At 69.8% G+C, this 17,937-nt stretch carries 16 protein-coding genes; 8 read left to right on the top strand and 8 right to left on the bottom strand.

All coding sequences use genetic code 11. The features are described 5' to 3' along the window. The first annotated feature begins 6 nt into the window (after positions 1-6). The 3 genes from AC1DG4_RS08200 to AC1DG4_RS08190 all read left to right on the top strand — a co-directional run bounded on the left by AC1DG4_RS08200 (position 7) and on the right by AC1DG4_RS08190 (position 3,996). Positions 7-1,377: an O-acetylhomoserine aminocarboxypropyltransferase/cysteine synthase family protein gene (locus tag AC1DG4_RS08200; protein WP_477376770.1), complete on the top strand. Its 1,371-nt coding sequence runs from the start codon at positions 7-9 to the stop codon at positions 1,375-1,377. A gap of 110 nt (positions 1,378-1,487) precedes the next feature. Beyond that, a complete protein-coding gene (locus AC1DG4_RS08195; protein ID WP_477376768.1) occupies positions 1,488-2,306 on the top strand; it encodes a shikimate 5-dehydrogenase in 819 nt (272 codons plus the stop codon). A 166-nt stretch (positions 2,307-2,472) separates the two neighbouring features. Continuing rightward, positions 2,473-3,996, top strand: a complete 1,524-nt coding sequence (locus AC1DG4_RS08190) for a Mur ligase family protein (RefSeq protein ID WP_477376767.1) — start codon at positions 2,473-2,475, stop codon at positions 3,994-3,996. A gap of 51 nt (positions 3,997-4,047) precedes the next feature. On the opposite strand, the gene AC1DG4_RS08185 is transcribed toward AC1DG4_RS08190, so the two are convergent. Next, on the bottom strand, positions 4,048-4,905 hold the full coding sequence (locus tag AC1DG4_RS08185) for a sulfurtransferase (protein WP_477376765.1): 858 nt from the start codon (positions 4,903-4,905) through the stop codon (positions 4,048-4,050). Between the two features lie 141 nt (positions 4,906-5,046). On the opposite strand from AC1DG4_RS08185, the gene AC1DG4_RS08180 reads away from it, so the two are divergent. Then, a complete protein-coding gene (locus tag AC1DG4_RS08180) occupies positions 5,047-6,042 on the top strand; it encodes a Gfo/Idh/MocA family protein (protein WP_477376763.1) in 996 nt (331 codons plus the stop codon). A gap of 21 nt (positions 6,043-6,063) precedes the next feature. Continuing rightward, complete coding sequence (locus tag AC1DG4_RS08175) at positions 6,064-6,987, top strand: NYN domain-containing protein (RefSeq protein WP_477376761.1); 924 nt, start codon at positions 6,064-6,066, stop codon at positions 6,985-6,987. A gap of 25 nt (positions 6,988-7,012) precedes the next feature. Here the strand turns inward: AC1DG4_RS08175 and AC1DG4_RS08170 are convergent, their stop codons facing one another. The 7 genes from AC1DG4_RS08170 to AC1DG4_RS08140 are packed head-to-tail and all read right to left on the bottom strand — an operon-like array spanning position 7,013 to position 14,811. Beyond that, on the bottom strand, positions 7,013-8,020 hold the full coding sequence (locus AC1DG4_RS08170) for a sugar phosphate isomerase/epimerase family protein (protein WP_477376759.1): 1,008 nt from the start codon (positions 8,018-8,020) through the stop codon (positions 7,013-7,015). A 10-nt stretch (positions 8,021-8,030) separates the two neighbouring features. Then, positions 8,031-8,981, bottom strand: a complete 951-nt coding sequence (locus tag AC1DG4_RS08165; RefSeq protein ID WP_477376757.1) for a sugar phosphate isomerase/epimerase family protein — start codon at positions 8,979-8,981, stop codon at positions 8,031-8,033. 24 nt (positions 8,982-9,005) lie between these two features. Further along, positions 9,006-9,833, bottom strand: coding sequence for a carbohydrate ABC transporter permease (locus tag AC1DG4_RS08160; RefSeq protein ID WP_477376755.1), 828 nt, complete (start codon positions 9,831-9,833; stop codon positions 9,006-9,008). Further along, positions 9,830-10,789 carry a carbohydrate ABC transporter permease gene (locus AC1DG4_RS08155; RefSeq protein WP_477376753.1) on the bottom strand — a complete coding sequence of 320 codons (960 nt, stop codon included), beginning with the start codon at positions 10,787-10,789 and terminating at the stop codon, positions 9,830-9,832. Before AC1DG4_RS08155 ends, AC1DG4_RS08160 begins: the two co-directional genes overlap by 4 nt. A gap of 6 nt (positions 10,790-10,795) precedes the next feature. Further along, on the bottom strand, positions 10,796-12,118 hold the full coding sequence (locus AC1DG4_RS08150) for an extracellular solute-binding protein (protein ID WP_477376751.1): 1,323 nt from the start codon (positions 12,116-12,118) through the stop codon (positions 10,796-10,798). A gap of 48 nt (positions 12,119-12,166) precedes the next feature. After that, positions 12,167-13,651: a GMC oxidoreductase gene (locus AC1DG4_RS08145; protein ID WP_477376750.1), complete on the bottom strand. Its 1,485-nt coding sequence runs from the start codon at positions 13,649-13,651 to the stop codon at positions 12,167-12,169. 50 nt (positions 13,652-13,701) lie between these two features. Further along, positions 13,702-14,811 carry a Gfo/Idh/MocA family protein gene (locus AC1DG4_RS08140; RefSeq protein WP_477421172.1) on the bottom strand — a complete coding sequence of 370 codons (1,110 nt, stop codon included), beginning with the start codon at positions 14,809-14,811 and terminating at the stop codon, positions 13,702-13,704. Between the two features lie 115 nt (positions 14,812-14,926). On the opposite strand from AC1DG4_RS08140, the gene AC1DG4_RS08135 reads away from it, so the two are divergent. The 3 genes from AC1DG4_RS08135 (at position 14,927) to AC1DG4_RS08125 (ending at position 17,934) form a co-directional block, all read left to right on the top strand. Beyond that, complete coding sequence (locus AC1DG4_RS08135; RefSeq protein WP_477376746.1) at positions 14,927-16,141, top strand: ROK family protein; 1,215 nt, start codon at positions 14,927-14,929, stop codon at positions 16,139-16,141. Positions 16,142-16,285: 144 nt separating this feature from the next. Further along, positions 16,286-16,906 carry a DUF4166 domain-containing protein gene (locus tag AC1DG4_RS08130; RefSeq protein ID WP_477376744.1) on the top strand — a complete coding sequence of 207 codons (621 nt, stop codon included), beginning with the start codon at positions 16,286-16,288 and terminating at the stop codon, positions 16,904-16,906. Next, positions 16,903-17,934 carry an epimerase gene (locus tag AC1DG4_RS08125; protein ID WP_477376742.1) on the top strand — a complete coding sequence of 344 codons (1,032 nt, stop codon included), beginning with the start codon at positions 16,903-16,905 and terminating at the stop codon, positions 17,932-17,934. The genes AC1DG4_RS08130 and AC1DG4_RS08125 overlap by 4 nt, the downstream gene beginning before the upstream one ends. Positions 17,935-17,937 lie beyond the last annotated feature (3 nt).

The following is a 17,937-nucleotide window of genomic DNA, read 5'->3' as shown; positions in this document are numbered from 1 at the left end:
GGGTCCGTGACCGTTCCCGCCGCCTCCGCCCCCGACACCCGTTTCGCGACGAAGCAGGTGCAGGCGGCGTACGTCGCGGGAACGCCGCAGAACACGGCGGTGCCCCCGCTGTACCAGTCCGCCGCCTACGAGTTCGGATCCCTGGCCGAGGCGCGCGATCTGTTCGCACTGCGCCGCGCGGGCAACATCTACAGCCGCAACGCCAGCCCCACGCAGCAGCTCCTCGAGGAGCGCGTGACCGCGCTCGAGGGCGGCGTCTCCGCGGCCGCCGTCGCCAGCGGGCAGGCCGCGGTCGCCGTCACGATCCTCGCGCTCGCAGGCCGCGGCGGCCACGTCGTCGCCGCGGACCGGCTCTACGGCGGCACGGTCGACCTGCTGCAGGACACCCTCGACGACTTCGGCATCACGGTGACGTTCGTCGACCAGGACAACCCGGAGTCCTGGCGCGCCGCGGCGAACGAGCGCACCCGGCTGTTCTTCGCGGAGTCCGTCGCGAACCCGCTCGCCCAGGTGCTCGACATCCGCACAGTCGCCGACATCGCGCACGCCGCCGGCGTCCCTCTCGTGATCGACAGTACGGTCGGCACCCCGTACCTGATCCGCCCCGGGGAGCACGGCGCCGATTTCGTCGTGCACTCCGCCACCAAGTTCCTGAGCGGCCACGGCACGTCGCTCGGCGGCGTCGCGGTCGACCTCGGATCCTTCGACTTCGGCGCCGATCCCGCACGCTGGCCGCAGTTCACCGCGGCGCACGACCGATTCGGCCCGCAATCGCTCTGGGAGCGGTTCGGCCAGGGCTTCGCGTTCGCGGCGCTCGTGAAGGCCAAGTACGTGCATGACCTCGGACCCTCGCTCTCGCCGTTCAACGCGCACCAGATCCTGCAGGGCATCGAGACGCTCGACCTGCGCGTCTCCCGCCAGAGCGCGTCGGCCCAGGCGATCGCCGAAACTCTCGCGGTGCACCCGGCGGTCGCCGCCGTGCACCATCCCGGCCTCGCCGGCAATCCGTGGCACGACCTCGCCGCGCGTTACCTCCCCCGCGGGATCCCCTCGGTGTTCTCGATCGACCTGGTCTCCACGGGCGACGAGGCTCTGGATCAGGAGCGCGTGGAGCGGTTCGTGGACGGCCTCAAAGTCGTGCGCCTCGTAGCGAACATCGGCGACGCCCGATCGCTCGTCTCGCACCCCGCATCGATGACGCATTCGCACCTGAACGCCGCACAGCGCGCCGCCGCCGGCATCGGCGCGACGACCGTACGCCTGTCGATCGGCATCGAAGATCCCGCTGACATCCTCGCCGACCTCGAACAGGCGCTGACCCTCGCGAGCGCGGAGACAGCGGAGACCGCCGCGGCGCCGGAGTTCGTCGCCGTCTGACCTCTCACGCGTCTCGAACTCAGTCGATCTGGGCGCCTGGGCCACAGGTTCCCTCGCGCGCCCCCGGAATCGACTGAGTTCGAGACGCGCGCGCTCGGTAATCTGATCCCGTGCCGATCCTGAACAAAGACATGACGCTGTGCATCTCGCTCTCCGCTCGACCGAGTAACAACGGCACCCGATTCCACAACCACCTCTATGAGGCGCTCGGACTGAACTGGATCTACAAGGCCTTCGCCCCGACCGACCTCGCCCAGGCGATCGCCGGAGTCCGAGGCCTCGGAATCCGCGGCTGCGCGATCTCGATGCCGTACAAGGAGGATGTGATCGCGCTCGTCGACCGGATGGATCCCTCGGCCGCCGCGATCGACTCGGTCAACACGATCGTGAACGATGACGGGGTGCTCAGCGCCTACAACACCGACTATTCGGCGATCGCGCAGCTCATCGCGCGGAACGCGCTGGATCCGGCGTCGTCGGTGCTGCTGCGCGGATCCGGCGGCATGGCCAAGGCCACCGCAGCCGCGTTCCGCGATGCGGGCTTCGCGGACGTCACCGTCGTGGCGCGCAATGAGGAGGCCGGACGCGCGCTCGTCGAGCTGTACGGCTTCGGCTGGGCCGCGGATGTCGCCGGCCGCACCGCGGACGTGCTCGTGAACGTGACTCCGATCGGCATGGCCGGGGGCGCCGAGGCCGAGGCGCTGTCCTTCCCGCCCGCCGCGATCGAGGCCGCCGCCGTCGTCTTCGATGTCGTAGCCCTCCCCGCCGAGACGCCCCTCGTGCGCGCGGCGCGCGCCGCGGGCAAGACCGTGATCACGGGCTCCGCGGTGGCGACCCTGCAGGCGCTCGAGCAATTCGTGCTGTACACCGGCATCCGCCCGAGCGATGAGCAGGTGCGCGCGGCCGAGGAGTTCATGCGCGAGCAGTGAGCTCGATCCGAGTGAGGGGCGTCCTTCGTCTCGCTGCGCTCGCTCAGGAACCGACGAGACGACGCTCGCTCAGGAGCCGACGAGACGACGCTCGCTCAGGAACCGACGAGACGAAGCTCGCTCAGGAACCGACGAGACGAAGGGCTCCCGGTAGACTCGGACGGTCATGCCCTCCGTGTCGAACTACCCCGCCCCGCGCCTGGATTCCCGTCCCGCCGAGACCTTCCGCGCCACGCTCGGCGACCTCGCGGTGCGTCTCGACGTCGCGGCCCCCGACCGCGCCGACGTCGCGTTCACCGGCGTCGCACTCGGCACCGACCACGTCCGCTCCGGCGACCTGTTCCTCGGGATCCGCGGGGCGAACGCGCACGGCGCACGGTTCGCGGCGGAGGCGGTCGCGGCCGGCGCGACCGCTGTGCTGACCGACGCCGAAGGCGCGGCCCTCGTGCCCTCGGACGTGCCGACGGTCATCGTCGAGGATCCACGCCTCGCCGCAGGCCCCGCCTCCGCGTTCCTCTACCGCGATCCGGTCGCGTCGATGACCTCGATCGGCATCACCGGCACACAGGGCAAGACCACGACCGCGTTCTACGTCGCGGCCGCCGCGGGCATGCAGCAGTCCGGCACGATCGGATCCATCGGCACGACCGTGGGCGACGACTTCTTCCCGCCCGTGCTGACCACGCCGGAGGCCCCCGAGCTGCAGGCGCTCTTCGCGGTCATGCGCGAGCAGAAACTCGGCACGGTCGCCGTCGAGGCGTCCAGTCACGCGCTCACCCTGGGCCGCGTGGACGGCTTCGCTTTCGACGCCGGCATCTTCCTGAACCTCGGTCACGATCACCGCGACTACCACCCGACCCAGGCCGACTACTTCGCCGCCAAGGCGCTGCTGCTCACCCCCGAGCACGCGAAGATCGGCATCGTCGACATCGACTCGCACTGGGGCCGCGTCCTCGCCGCCCAGGCGACGGTGCCCGTGCGCACGACGTCGGCGAGCGGATCCGACTCCGCCGACTGGCGCGCGGAGGACGTCGAGTTGCGCGCGCACGGATCCTCGTTCACGGTCCGCTCCCCCGACGGCGAGCGCGTGCGGTTCACGACGCAGCTGACCGGCGCGTTCAACGTGAACAACATCCTCGCCGCCGTCGCCGCGCTCAGCGAGTCCGGGCGCGACCTGGCAGACCTCGCCCCCGGCATCGCGGCGCTGCCGAGCGTCGAGGGACGCCTGCAGCGGTTCGACTTCGGGCAGCCGTTCGCCGCGATCGTCGACTCCGCGCACAAGCCAGAAGCCATCAACGCTGCACTGCGTGCGATCCGGACCACGACGCCCGAGGGCCGCCTCATCGCGGTGCTCGGCGCGAACGGTCACCGCGATGCGGCCAAGCGCCGCATGATGGGCCGCTTCGCCGCGATGTTCGCCGACGTGCTGGTCATCACCGACGACAACCCCTACGACGACGACCCCGCCGAGATCCGCGCCTCGCTCATCGACGGCGCGCGCTCGAGCACGGTCGAGATCACCGAGATCGCCGACCGCCGCGAGGCCATGGCCGCAGCCGTGCGGATGGCACGGCCCGAGGACACCGTGGTGATCCTCGGCAAGGGCCACGAGCGCTATCACGCCCTCGCAGACGGTGAGATCGCCTGGTACGACCCCGACGTGCTCCGCGAGGTCATCGAGGCGCTCTGACCGCAGGCTCGGTCGCAACGCCCGGCTCTGAACGGATCGGGCCCTGCCGCGTCAGTCCTCCAGCGGATCCGCCTCCCGCGGCACGGGTCCGACCTCGATCGGGCGTCCCGGGGTGTTCGACCAGGCGCTCCAGGATCCGGGGTACACGGTCACCTCGCGGCCGATGAGCGAGCCGGCGAGCGCGAGCTGCGCCGCGGTCACCCCCGATCCGCAGTAGGCCGCGATCGGCACCTCCTCGCCGGCGCCGACGGCCTCGAACGCCGCCACGATCTCGATGGGGCTGCGGAAGCGTCCGTCGGCGGTGAGCAGCTCCATGATCGGCAGGTTGCGCGCGCCGGGGATGTGGCCGGCGACGGGGTCGATCGGCTCGGTCTCACCGCGGAACCGCTCCGGTGCACGCGCATCCAGCAGCACCCCGGTCCACTCGGCCACCTCATCGGCGTCGAGCACGTCCGCGGTTCCGGGACGACCCAGCGCGACATCGCCGAGCGGCGGCACGACCTCGCCAGGTTCGACGGCTCCCCCGGCCTCGCGCCAGGCGCCGAGCCCGCCGTCCAGGACGCGCACATCGGCCAGGCCCGCACGACGCAGCGCCCACCACGCGCGGGACGCCGGCAGCGAGCGGGAGTCGTCGTAGACCACGACGCGCTGCCCCTGGCGGATCCCCCATCGCCGGGCGGCCTGCTCGAGATCCTCGTCGGAGGGCAGCGGGTGGCGCCCGTCCGAGGGGACGCCGTGTCCGGCGAGCTCCGCCTCCAGGTCGGCGAAGACGGCGCCGGGGAGGTGCCCGCCGAGGTAGTTCTCGTGCCCGTCCGTGAAGCCGAGGCGGTAGCGCACGTCGAGGATCCGCGGATCCGCCCCTTCTTCGAGGAGGGTGCGAAGCTCGGCAGCAGTGATGAGATCGGCCATGTCCCCATCCTCTCAACTCCCCCACCCGAGGTCGTCCCCGCCAGCGCACCCCATGACCTCCGCTGGCGGGGACGACCCAGGGTGAAGGGGGCCGAGGCAGCGCTGTACGGCCGCGGAATCGGAAGCCCGTACGCTGGAGCCATGACCGGACTTCGCTGGGGCATCCTCGCCACGGGCGGCATCGCCGCCGCCTTCGCCGCCGACCTGCGCACCGCGGGTCTCGACCTCGTCGCCGTCGGATCCCGGTCGCAGGAATCGGCCGACGCGTTCGCCGCGCGCTACGACATCGCCCGGGCGCACGGCTCGTACGAGGCGCTCGTGGCGGACCCCGAGGTCGACATCGTCTACGTCGCCACCCCGCACCCGATGCACCGCGCCGACGCGCGTCTCGCGCTCGAGCACGGCAAGCACGTGCTCGTCGAGAAGGCTTTCACGCTCAACCGCGCCGAGGCGCAGGACCTCGCCGACCTCGGCCGCGAGAAGGGCCTGCTCGTCATGGAGGCGATGTGGACCCGGTACCTGCCGCACATGACGCGGCTGCGCGAGATCATCGCGGCCGGCACCCTGGGCGAGATCCGTACCGTCTCGGCGGACCACACGCAGACGCTGCCGACGGATCCCGGCCACCGTCTGAACGCCCTCGAGCTGGGCGGCGGCGCGCTGCTGGATCTGGCGATCTACCCCATCTCCTTCGTCGTCGGCGTGCTGGGCGTTCCGACCGAGGTCAAGGCGGTCGCCCGCCTCATCGAGACGGGCGCCGATGCCGAGGTCGCGACCGTCATGACGCACGACGGCGGAGCGATCTCGACCACGCTCTCCTCCTCGCGCAGCGCGGGGCCGAACACCGCTGTCGTGCTCGGTACGAAGGCGCGCGTGGAGATCGAGCGCTGGTGGTGGTCGCCCTCCGTCCTGCGCGTGATCGATCCCGACGGCGTCGTGCTGGAGGAGTTCTCCGCGGGGCCCGCCGAGGGCGAAGGACGCGGGATGCAGTACGAGGCGATCGCGGCCGAGCGCTACGTCGCCGACGGATCCCTGGACAGCGACCTGCTCCCGGTGGCGGAGTCGGTCGCGATCATGGGCCTGCTCGATGAGATCCGCGGGCAGATCGGCGTCCGCTACCCGAACGAGACCGACTGATCTACTCCCGGAGGAGAACCCATGGCTGAGCCGCAGGACACCCGTGTCGCCGTCTATCTGGACTTCGACAACATCGTCATCTCCTGGTACGACCGCGTGCACGGACGCAACGCATACAGCAAGGATCGTCAGCGGATCCAGGACAACCCGGCGGACGCCGAGGTCGCGGAGCGGCTCAAGGCCGCGACGATCGACGTGGGGGCGATCATCGACTACGCGTCCTCGTTCGGCACTCTTGTGCTCACGCGGGCGTATGCCGACTGGTCCTCCCCGGTCAACGCCGAGTACCGCTCCCAGCTGGTGGCACGGGCCGTGGATCTCGTACAGCTCTTCCCCGCGGCGGCGTATGCGAAGAACGGCGCCGACATCCGGCTCGCGGTCGACGCCGTGGAGGACATGTTCCGCCTGCCCGACCTCACGCACGTGGTCATCGTCGCCGGCGACAGCGACTACGTACCGCTCGCCCAGCGCTGCAAGCGCCTCGGCCGCTACGTGATCGGCGTGGGCGTCGCAGGCTCCACGGCGAAGTCGCTCGCCGCCGCGTGCGACGAGTTCGAGGCGTACGACTCGCTGCCCGGAGTCGAGCGCGCTGCCGCGCCGGAGCCCCCGGCCGAGGTCGCACCGAAGAAGACCGCGGCGAAGCAGACCCAGGGGGCGCGCAAGCAGTCCCGCGCGACCGTCGAGAAGGACGAGCCCAGCACGTCCGATCAGGAGCAGGCGACCGCGACGCTCGTGCGCGCGCTGCGGCTCGGGCACGACAAGAGCGACGGCGACGAGTGGCTGCACAGCTCGGCGGTGAAGACGCAGATCCGCAGAATGGACCCGTCCTTCAGCGAGAAGGCGCTCGGCTACCGCTCCTTCAACGCCTTCCTGAAGTCGCGGGCCGACATCGCCGAGCTCGAGGAATCGGGCCACGAGCGCCTCGTGCGCCTGCGCGAGAGCTGAGCGGCCCTCCGCACAGGTCGCGGACTCATTGGTTGCGGAAGGCGGCGTCGAAGGACGCCGTGGGCTTCGGCCAGAGCAACGAGCGCACGTACTGCACGGCCTGGGCCGCGCCATGCACGCGGTCCATGCCCGCGTCCTCCCACTCGATGGAGATCGGTCCGGTGTAGCCGATCGCGTCCAGCGCGCGGAACGAGTCCTCCCACGGCACGTCGCCGTGCCCGGTCGAGACGAAGTCCCAACCGCGGCGCGGGTCGCCCCAGGGCAGGTGCGAGCCGAGCACACCAGCGCGGCCGTTCTGCGGGCGCATCCGGGTGTCCTTGCAGTCGACGTGATAGATCCGGTCCTGGAAGTCCCAGATGAAGCCCACCGGGTCGATGTTCTGCCACATCATGTGCGACGGATCCCAGTTGAACCCGAACGCCTCCCGATGCTCGATCGCCTCGAGAGCCCGGACTGAGCTCCAGTAGTCGTAGGCGATCTCCGAGGGGTGCACCTCGTGCGCGAACCGCACCCCTTCCCCGTCGAACACGTCCAAGATCGGGTTCCAGCGGTTCGCGAAGTCCTCGAATCCCGCGGCGATCACCTCCTCGCCGACCGGCGGGAACATCGCCACGTACGGCCAGATCGACGAGCCCGTGAAACCGACGACCGTGTCGATGCCGAGCTTGCGGGCCACGCGCGCCGCCCGCTCCATGTCCTCCGCTGCACGCTGCCGCACGCCCTCGGCGTCGCCGTCGCCCCACACGTAGTCGCGCAGGATCGCCTGGTGGCGGAAGTCGATGGGCGCATCGCAGACCGCCTGGCCGGCGAGATGGTTCGAGATCGCGAAGGCCTTCAGGCCGTGACGGTCCAGGATCTCGAGCCGCGACGCGACGTAGGCGTCGTCCTCGTCGGCGCGCTTCAGGTCGAGATGATCACCGGACGCGGCGATCTCCAGCCCGTCATACCCCCACGAAGCGGCGAGCCGCGCCACCTCCTCGAACGGCAGGTCCGCCCACTGACCGGTGAACAGCGTGACGGGATGCGTGCTCATGAGCGTCTCCTCAGGACGTGGTCGCGTCGGCCAGCCAGCCCGCGGTGTAGACCGCGCTCTCCACAGGATCCATGCTGGCACGATCCACCTCGATCAGCACGGTGCCGCCGAAGGAGTCAGGAAGGGCGCCGAGGATCCCGACGAGATCGAGATCGCCCAGGCCCGGCTCGCGATACAGGCCGAGGTTGGTGGCCTTCTCGTAGCTCAGGCCCTCCTCACGGGTGCGTCGGGCGACACCGAGATCGATGTCCTTGATGTGCAGATCCTGTACCCGGCCGCCCCACTTCTCCAGCACGGCCCGGGAGTCGATCCCGGCCCATTCCAGGTGACCGATGTCGAACGCGGCGCCGAGCCGCGACGCGTCGATGTTCTCCAGGACGTACTCGTACTCCTGCTCGGTCTCGACCAAGGTCCCGACATGGTTGTGCAGGCCGGGACGCACGCCCTCGGCGTTGAGCACGTCGACGGCCTCGTCGAGCAGATCCAGCTGCTCGTCGAGGCGGTCCTGATCGAAGTCGTATCCGACGGCGGGGTGCTCCCAGCGGGCGGCGGTGTAGTCGACCTCGGCGGCGAGGAAGATCCGGGAGAGTCCCATGTAGTTGGACTCCTCGGCCTTGCGGCGCACGCCATCGAACCAGTGCGCGCGCTCGAACGTCCCCTTCTCCAGACGTCCGCCGTGCGCGGAGCCCACGGGCACCTGTGCGTAGCCCGGCGAGACCCGCAGCCCGGCGTCGGCGATCATGCGCGCATAGCTCTGCAACGTCTGGGTGTCGAGCACCTCCATCATGGTCGTGTCGAAACCCGCGTCGCGGATCTGCGCGAGTACCTCGGGATACTCGGCCACGAAGGCCGGGTCCGCGAACCGCCACAGCCCAGGGCTGTCCGGATCGGAGGGGTCGGACAGCACGTTGATCCACTGGATCGCGTTGAGCGAGAACGTCAGCGTGGAGAGGGATGCCATGTCGATGCCTTTCGAGAGGTGCGGCTACTTCAGACCGGTGGCGGCGACGCCCTGGATGAAGTACTTCTGCAGGAAGAGGAACAGGATGAGGATCGGCAGCAGGACCACCATCGCACCGGCGAGCAGCACGCCGAAGGCGATCGTGTTGGATGCCTGCGATGCGACCGCGAGCCCGACGGGGGCGGTGTAGACGTCCTGGGACTGCGCGACGACGAGCGGCCAGAGGAAGTTGTTCCACGAGGACAGGAACGACAGGATCGCGACGGTCGCAAGTCCCGGACCGGTCAGCGGCAGGAAGATCCGGAAGAAGATCCGCGGCTCCCCTGCGCCGTCCAGTCGTGCCGCTTCGAGCAGCTCGAACGGCACCCCGTGCGCGAACTGGCGCATGATGAACACGCTGAGCGGCATCACCAGCAGCGGCAGGGCGATCGCCATGAGCGTGTTCACGAGGCCCATCTGCACGACGATGACGAACTGCGGCACGAACAGCGCGACGTAAGGAACGATCATGGACGCGATCACGAGCGGGAAGATCACGGCACGACCGCGGAAGCGCAGCTTCGCCAGCGCATAACCGGCCATCGAGCTGAACAGCACGTTGCAGACCACCACGATCGCGGAGACGACGATGCTGTTCAGCATGTAGCCGCCGAAACCTCCGTCCGTGAACAGCCCGACGTAGTTCTGCACCTGGAACGACTTCGGGAACCACGCCCCAGGATCGGAGAAGAACTCGGCCTGCGTCTTGAAGGATCCGAAGAACACCCAGACGAACGGCAGCAGCATCAGGATCGTGATCACCGCGAGGGCCACGTAGGTCAGCGTGGAGCGGATCGGAGTTGTCTTGTTCAATGCTTCGGCCTCAGCACTCGGAACTGGATGAAGGCGACGATGCCGACGAGGATCAGCAGGATCACGGATCCCGCCATCGACGATGCGATATTGCCGAACCCGAACTGCTCGTAGACCCACAGCGCCATCGGCCGAGTGGATCCGAGCGGGCCGCCCTTCGTCAGCAGGAACGGCTCCTCGAAGATGTTCAGGAACGACACCGTCATCAGGACGGTGACGAGGAGGGTCGTAGGCCTCAGTAGGGGCAGCGTGATCGACCAGAGCCGGCGCATCGTCGAGGCTCCGTCTGTCGCGGCGGCCTCGTAGATCTCCTCTGGTACGGCCTGGAGACCGGCGAGGAACAGGATCATGCAGGTTCCGGCGTTGCGCCAGACCCCCATCATGACGACGGTCGCGATCGCCCACTCCGGCTTGCCCAGCCAGTTCACGACCGGGACGCCCAGATTCGAGAAGGCGCTGTTGACCGGACCGGAGATTGAGAAGGCGTACTGCCAGATCACGGCGGCGGCCACGATGTTCGTGATCACCGGCACGTACACGGCAGCACGGAAGAACGTGCGCAGCCGCCGGATGCCGTTGTTCAGCATGAGCGCGAGCGCGAACCCGAGCCCCATGCTGAGCGGCACGCACAGCACCACGAACATCACGGTGTTCAGGAACGCGCCCTGGAAGGCCGGCGACCCCAGGACCTTGGCGTAGGCCTCGAACCCGGTGAAGTTCACGTTGAACGGATCGCGGATGTCCCGCGCCGTCATGTCCGTGAGGCTCGTGCCGACCGCCAGCACCGTGGGCACGGCGGTGAAGACGAGGAAGATGAGCAGGAACGGGATCAGGAAGATCCATCCGGTCGCCGCCTCCGCGCGGGATCCCTCATGCGCGGAGACGGCCCGGGTGGTGCCCCGGGGGCGTCGCTGAGACGCCCCCGGGGTGACCAGTGCACGCGTGGCGGTGGACATGGGCGACTACTTCCCGCCCAGCCCGATCGACTCCGCCTGCTGCTGGGCGGCGTCGAGCGCGTCCTTGGCGGAGACACCGCCGCGCACGACGCGCTCCATCTGCTTGCCGATCACGTCTCCGACCTGCGACCAGGTCGGGACGTTCGGCTGTGCCACACCGTCGTCGAGCGCGGAGCGTACGGTCTCCAGCATCGTGTCGCCCTTCATCGCCGGGTCATCCCAGGCGGCCTTCAGCGCCGGCATGTTGCCGAAGATCTGGTACCACTTCACCTGCTGAGCGGATGCGGACATCCAGCGCACGAACTTCCACGATGCGTCCTTGTTCTTCGCATCCTTCGGTACGAGCCAGCTGCCGCCGCCCGTCGTCGCGCCCTTGCCGCCGTTCGGGCCCGTCGGGTTCTGCGCGAAGGCGAGGTGGTCCTTGGACCAGTCGGCGCCGTTGGCGTCGGTGAACCAGGCCTTGAACCACGGCCCGCCGTCCACGATCGCCGCGTTCTTGCCCTGCGAGGACCACGGCACGGTGTCCAGGAACTGCGGGCCGTCCGGCGACGACAGGCCGCTCTTGATGAGGCCGGCCCAGTAGTCGAGCGCCTCGACGTTCTTCGGGTCGTTCAGAGTCCACTTCGTGTGGTCCTTGTTGAGGAACGCACCGCCGTTCTGCACGGCCATGACCTGCAGCTGTCCCGCGCTGTACTTGTCGTAATTGACGGCGAGGGCGAACGGGAATTCGGATCCGGCGGCCTTGAGCTTCTCGCCGAACGCCTTCTGCTCGTCCCAGTTCTTCGGGGCGGCGGTGACGCCCGCCTTCTGCGCGAGGTCGCTGCGGTAGATGAGCATGTTCGCGTACGTGTACCAGGGCACGCCGTATTGCACGTCCTTCACGATCGAGTTGTTCCAGATCGCAGGGAAGAAGTCATCCTTCTTCGCCAGCCCGTCGGGCACGGCCTCGAAGCCGCCGGTGTTCAGCAGGGCCGGCTGGTCCTCGGTGAACGAGAAGAGCAGGTCGGGCACCGTGCCGGCGGTGATCGCTGCCGTCATCTTGGAGGCGAACTGGTCCGCCGGGACCTTGGTCAGCTTGATGTCGACATCGGGATTGGCCTTCTTGAACTCGGCGATCATGTCGGGCAGCTTGTCGCCATCGGCGCCCTCCGCCCAGAGCTGGACCGTGCCTTTCGCGGGCTTGTCGTCGATCGCGGCGCCGCCGCCGCTGCTGCTGGTGGATCCGGTGTCGCCGCTGCGACCGCAGCCGGTCAACAGCAGCGCGCCGGCAGTGAGGACGGCGGTGCCGAGCAGCATTGCTCGACGCGACCGTCGGGTGGTGAGGTTCATCGCATTCTCCTCTGTACGGGTGGGTGTCGGGTTGTGGCGGGGTGAGGGTCAGAGCGCCGCGGAGACGGCGCGCGCGATGCGCACCGAGATCGTGGCGCCCGTGAGGGTGGCGTTGCAGGTGAGGGCGGTCGGGATAACACCGTTCCCTGCGAGGTAGAGGTTGTCGAAGCCCCAGACGCGTCCGTCCGTGTCGACCACGGAGGTCCCGTCGTCGACGGGGCCCATGCGCACGGTGCCGGTGTAATGCAGCGAAGCACCGGCGGGGAGGATCTCGGAGTCCTGTGCGGGGAACACACCGATCGCGTTCGCCGCCGCGCGCTGCACGTCCATGGTCCGGCGGATCTCCGCCAGGTCGGCGTCGGAGTACGAGAACCGCACGGTCATGTGAGGCAGGCCGAGCGCGTCGGTGCGGTCGTCCGAGAACTCGATCCGGTTCTCCGGGCGGATCTCGGTGGCGCAGTACCAGCCGACGCCCAGCACGTGCTGCCCCTCGAACTCGCGCTCCATGAGCTGACCGTGCGCGGGACGCGCAGCGCCGATCGACGGGCTCCAGTACGAGCCGATGAACGGCTCGCCGGCCGGCGGCACCGGGATGTCCGCATCGGTGAGGCCGAGGCGGGCCGCGTCGATCACGACGTCGCCGTCGATCGACGCGTGCTCGTTGAGCCGCACGCCGAGCGCCTCCGGCCTGATCCCCGAGGCCCAGAGCAGCTGGGGCGTGCGCAGCGCATCCCCGGCGATGAGCACGACCCGTCCGCGCAAGGACTCCTCGTCCCCGGTCGCCAGGTCTCGGCCGACGAGCCCGGTCACCCGGGTGCCGTCGTGCTCGATCCGTGTGACCAGCAGCCCTGTGTGGAGCGCCACGTTCGGCTCGCTGCCGTCGAACAGGTACGGGGCGATGTCGCGGGGCCCGGTCCGGGCGAACGGGCGGTCCCGGTGCGGGATGCCCGCCATGGGCATGTACCCGAACTCCCGCTCGGGATCCGGGCTCGGCACGGCGTCACGGAGCGCGGCGAACATCGGCTCGGTGAAGGGGTTGTCCACGAGCGGTCCGACGTACGTGCGCAGCAGGCCGCGCGCGCTCTCGAGGTCCTCGTCCCACTGCTCGCGCGGCAGGAAGGCGGGGATCTCCTCGGCGTACGGCCACGGGGTGGCCGCGGTCCAGTGCACGCCCATGCCGCCGATGTTCCAGGCGACGGAGGCGCCGGGGAACTCGGCGAAATTGTGGCCGAGGAACGCCGCGGGGAAGATGCCGGTGGAGTCGGCCGTCCAGCCGTCGCCGTCGAGGTCGTTCATCGAAGCGGCGCCGCGGACGTACTCGATCTGCCGCGCCCGGCGCATCAGATCCTCGTAGGAGGCGTTCATCGCGTTCTCGTCGACCTCGACGAGGTGCTCGCCGTCGGTACCGGTGATCCGAGAACCCGCCTCGACCACGAGGATCGATGCCTCGGGGTTCTGCTCGTGCACCCGGCGGGCGATGATCGCGCCGTTCGGACCGGATCCGACGATGACGAGATCGTATTCGTCTGACATTGCTCTTCCCTCTTCTTCGGTTCAGGAGCTCGTGCGGCAAGCGATGGGGGTCAGGGCCTCTCGGGCGGGACATCCACCCAACGCTCTTCGCGGGCGGCGAGGAGCACGGCCTCGGTCAGCTGGGCGGCGCGCACGCCGTCGTCGAAGGTCGGCAGGCCGTCCGGCTGCTCTCCGGCGATCGCGGCGTAGACGTCGGCGACGAAGCCGTTGAACGCGTCCTGGTAGCCCTGCGCGTGCCCGACGGGGAGCCGCGAGAACCGGGCCACGCCGGGATGCGCGTTCTGCGGATCGCGGAACAGCTGTCGGTTGCCGTCCCTGCCGCCGATCCAGAGCTCCTCGGGGCGCTCCTGGTCGAAGCGGATGCTCTCCCGGGTGCCGTGCAGCTCGAGTGTGAGGGCGTTCTTGCGGCCTGCCGMCATCTGCGAGACGAGCAGGGTGCCGATCGCCCCCGACGCGGTCTCGACGAGGATCGCGACCGCGTCCTCGTTCTGCACCGGATGCCCGCCGCGCTCGGCGAACGCGCGCCGGGTGCGGGAGGTGAGGCGCACGATGCGCTCGCCGGCGACGAACTCGAGGAGGTCGCACAGATGGGATCCGATATCGGCGAACGCCCGGGAGGGCCCGCCCTCGTCGGAGGTCGCCCGCCAGTCGTCATCGGTCGGCAGGAGCATCCAGTCCTGCAGGTAGCCGCAGTCCACCGTGAGCAGCGCGCCGATCTCCCCCGCGAGCACACGAGCACGCGCCTCGCGCACCATCGGGTGGTAGCGGTACACGAAGGGCACCGCGGCGACGACACCGTGCTCGCGGGCGGCGGACGCGAGCGCCCTCGCATCGATCAGCGACGTCGCCAGCGGCTTCTCGCAGATCACGTGCTTGCCCGCCTCGATCACCCGAAGCGCCAACGGCGCGTGCGTCGAGTTCGGCGTGCAGACATGCACGACCTCGCTCCCACCCGCCAGCAGCTCATCGATCGTGCCCGCACGCTGCACACCCAACTCGGCCGCAGCCACCACCGCACGCTCCGGTGAAGAACTCGCGATATCGGCGAGGACCGCACCCGCGGCACGCGCCGCCCGGGTGTGCGCCTGCGCCATGAATCCTCCGCCGAGGAAGCCGGATCGAATCGTCCCGATGCCGGTCTGAGTGACCTCCGTTGTCATGTGGATGATTCTGACACGGATCGACACCCTTTTGTCAAGCATTAGTCAAAAGTCTTTTCGTGTTCGACAGATGTCGTTCGTCAGGTCCGCAATTGTCGTGTGGTTTACTGACCCTATGAGCGACCCCGACCGGCTGAACGGCGGCGCCTCGCCTGGTACGGGCGACATGCTGCAGTTGCTCCTGGACGGCCAGGCGCGCACCAAGGCCGACCTCGCACACCTCACCGGCCTCGCCCGCTCGACGGTCTCGGCGCGCGTCGACGCCCTGCTCGCCTCGGGCCTCGTGGTGCCCGCCGGCGAGGGGCTGTCCACCGGCGGCCGCCCGCCGTCGCGGGTGGCGTTCAATCCCCGGGTGGGCCTGGTGCTGGCGGCCGACCTCGGCGCCTCGCACGCGACGGTCGCGATCTCCGACCTCGGCGGACGGATCCTGGACAGCACGACACGATCGCTGCGCATCGCCGACGGCCCCGCGGCTGTGCTCGACGGCGTGCTCACCGATGGTCGCGCGCTGCTCGAAGCAGAGGGCCTGAGCGACATCCCCCTCGTCGGCATCGGCATCGGCGTACCCGGCCCCGTCGAGCACTCCACCGGCCGCCCGTACAACCCGCCGATCATGCCGGGCTGGGACCGGTTCGACGTGCCAGGTTACGTGCAGCGCACCTTCGACGTGCCCGTGCTCGTCGACAACGACGTCAACGTCCTCGCCCTCGGCGAGCAGGCCACGAGCTTCCCCGACGTCGAAGACCTCGTGTTCGTGAAGGTCGCGACGGGCATCGGCGCCGGGATCATCGCGGGCGGGCGGCTGCAGCGCGGTGCCCAGGGCTCGGCCGGCGACATGGGGCACGTCAAGGTGCCCTACTCCCCCGAGTCCTCGCACGCCCCCGGTGAGGACCGGGATCTCGAGGAGCTCGCGAGCGGCACCGCGATCGCCACGGCGTTGAGGGCGCAGGGCCTCGACGCCGTCACATCCTCGGACGTGGTCGAACTCGTCCGAGCCGGCAACCCCGCCGCGATCGAGGCCACCCGGCAGGCCGGCCGTGACGTCGGCGAGGTCCTCGCGACGTTCGTGAACCTGCTCAATCCGTCGGTGATCGTGCTCGGCGGCAGCATCGCGCGCGCCGGGGAGCACCTCCTCGCGGGCGTCCGCGAGGTCGTCTACCGCCGCTCCATCCCCCTCGCCACGCAGCACCTCGCGATCGTGCAGACGCGCACCGGCGAGAAGGCGGCCGTGCTCGGTGCGGCGATCATGGTGGCCCGCCACATCCTCTCCTCGGCGAACGTCGACGCCTATGTGGCGCACGCAACGCCCCGCACCCCCGTCACGGCCTGATTCCCCCGCCCCGCCCCAGGTCGCACTTCCCCCGTTCAGGTCGCAGGATCCGCCCTTCGCACGCCCTCGGAAGAGCGGATCCTGCGACCTGAACGCCGAAGCAAGCCGCTCGACTAAATTGAACATGTTCGATAAAGTGGAGACATGACCGACGGATCACCGTACGCCGACGCGCTGGGCGACCGCTTCGCCGCGCTGCATCCCGCGCTCCAGTCGTACTTCCGGGCCCTACCCCCAGGATCAGCCGGCGTCGGGGAGGGCGTGTTCACCCGGCTCGGGTGCGCGAATCCCGTGGCCCGCCTGCTGCTCGGCCCTGTGTCGCGCCTCCTGCAGCGCCACGGCGCGGTCTATGCCGGCTGGGCGGAGGACGTCCGGTTCACGGTGCGCAACCGCGATCGTGACGGCAGATCCAGCGAGCGCACGCTGCACCTCCCCGGCGAGGACTGGACCATGCGCGATCGCGTGCGCCTTCTGCCGCACGGCCGCGTCGTCGACGGGCTGGGGCGCCCCGGGGTACTCGCCGCGGTCTTCGAGGTGACGACTGACCACGGTGCACTCGAACTGCGCAGCACCCGCGTGGGCGTGCGACTGGGGACATGGCGGATCCGGTTCCCGCGGTGCATCGCTCCCCGGATCCGACTGGTCGAGAGCGCCGACGACGACCTCGGCCTGCAGCGGGTCGCCCTGACCGTGGACGTGCCGCTGCTCGGTCGCATCCACGAGTACGCCGGAACGTTCCGCTACGAGGTCGAGGAGGAAGCATGAACGAGGACGCCTACGAGGCCGCTCGCGGCAGGGTGGTGCTGGGCGGATCCACGGGATTCATCGGCCAGGACCTCGCCCGGCGCTGGCGTGCCGCAGGCCGAGAGGTCGTCACGATCTCGCGCCACGATGCCGATCTGACGTGGGATGACCAGGCCGGGATCGATGCGGCCGTCGACGGCGCGAGCCTCGTCGTCGGGCTCGCCGGCAAGAGCGTGAACTGCCGCTACACGCCCTCCAACCGTGCCGAGATCTTCCGCTCCCGCGAGCACACGACGGCGGCCCTGCACACGGCCGTCGAACGCGCAATGACGCCGCCCTCGCTCTGGGTGAACTCCTCGACAGCGACGATCTACCGGCACGCAGAGGACCGCCCGCAGACGGAGTCGACAGGGGAACTCGGCACCGGATTCTCGGTCGAGGTCGCGAAGGCGTGGGAGCGTGAGCTGTTCGCGGGCGACCTGCCCGCGACGCGCCGGGTGGCGCTGCGCACCGCGATCGTGCTGGGCGACGGCGGCGTACTGGGCACGCTGCGCACGCTCGCGCGCTGCGGGCTCGGCGGCACCCAGTACGACGGGCGCTGGCCCGTCGGGCGTGCCCGTCGCGACGCAGGGACCGGCCACGACTTCCGTGCCCGCGGCGGCCGGCAGCGCTTCAGCTGGGTGCACCTCGACGACGTGGCGGGGATCATCGCCTTCCTGGAACAGCACCCCGAGCTGGAGGGGCCCGTGAACGCCGTCGCACCGGGGGCGAACGACAACCGCACCCTCATGGCGACGATCCGGCGCGCTCTCGGGGTGCCGTTCGGACTGCCGCAGCCGCGCTGGATGCTCGAACTCGGCGCCATCGGGATCCGCACCGAGACGGAGCTGATCCTGAAGAGCCGCTGGGTCGCGCCGGAAAGGCTGCTCGACGCGGGATACGCCTTCACGCATCCCGACCTCGACGAGGCCGTCCGCGCGTCCTTCACCGTCGATGCTGCCCCGTCGCGAGTCCCTGGTCCGTTCCCGTCGCGAAAAGAGCCGCTCTGACGG

This window comes from Microbacterium sp. 05N427 (assembly GCF_056397105.1).
This window is presented reverse-complemented; position numbering and strand designations above follow the sequence as displayed.

What these genes read in the sequence shown, in the direction of transcription:
- AC1DG4_RS08185 (WP_477376765.1), bottom strand. Translation starts at nt 4,905, where the DNA reads ATGGCCGATCTCATCACTGCTGCCGAGCTTCGCACCCTCCTCGAAGAA.
- AC1DG4_RS08125 (WP_477376742.1), top strand. Translation starts at nt 16,903, where the DNA reads ATGAACGAGGACGCCTACGAGGCCGCTCGCGGCAGGGTGGTGCTGGGC.
- AC1DG4_RS08180 (WP_477376763.1), top strand. Translation starts at nt 5,047, where the DNA reads ATGACCGGACTTCGCTGGGGCATCCTCGCCACGGGCGGCATCGCCGCC.
- AC1DG4_RS08145 (WP_477376750.1), bottom strand. Translation starts at nt 13,651, where the DNA reads ATGTCAGACGAATACGATCTCGTCATCGTCGGATCCGGTCCGAACGGC.
- AC1DG4_RS08175 (WP_477376761.1), top strand. Translation starts at nt 6,064, where the DNA reads ATGGCTGAGCCGCAGGACACCCGTGTCGCCGTCTATCTGGACTTCGAC.
- AC1DG4_RS08170 (WP_477376759.1), bottom strand. Translation starts at nt 8,020, where the DNA reads ATGAGCACGCATCCCGTCACGCTGTTCACCGGTCAGTGGGCGGACCTG.
- AC1DG4_RS08130 (WP_477376744.1), top strand. Translation starts at nt 16,286, where the DNA reads ATGACCGACGGATCACCGTACGCCGACGCGCTGGGCGACCGCTTCGCC.
- AC1DG4_RS08190 (WP_477376767.1), top strand. Translation starts at nt 2,473, where the DNA reads ATGCCCTCCGTGTCGAACTACCCCGCCCCGCGCCTGGATTCCCGTCCC.
- AC1DG4_RS08155 (WP_477376753.1), bottom strand. Translation starts at nt 10,789, where the DNA reads ATGTCCACCGCCACGCGTGCACTGGTCACCCCGGGGGCGTCTCAGCGA.
- AC1DG4_RS08165 (WP_477376757.1), bottom strand. Translation starts at nt 8,981, where the DNA reads ATGGCATCCCTCTCCACGCTGACGTTCTCGCTCAACGCGATCCAGTGG.
- AC1DG4_RS08135 (WP_477376746.1), top strand. Translation starts at nt 14,927, where the DNA reads ATGAGCGACCCCGACCGGCTGAACGGCGGCGCCTCGCCTGGTACGGGC.
- AC1DG4_RS08150 (WP_477376751.1), bottom strand. Translation starts at nt 12,118, where the DNA reads ATGAACCTCACCACCCGACGGTCGCGTCGAGCAATGCTGCTCGGCACC.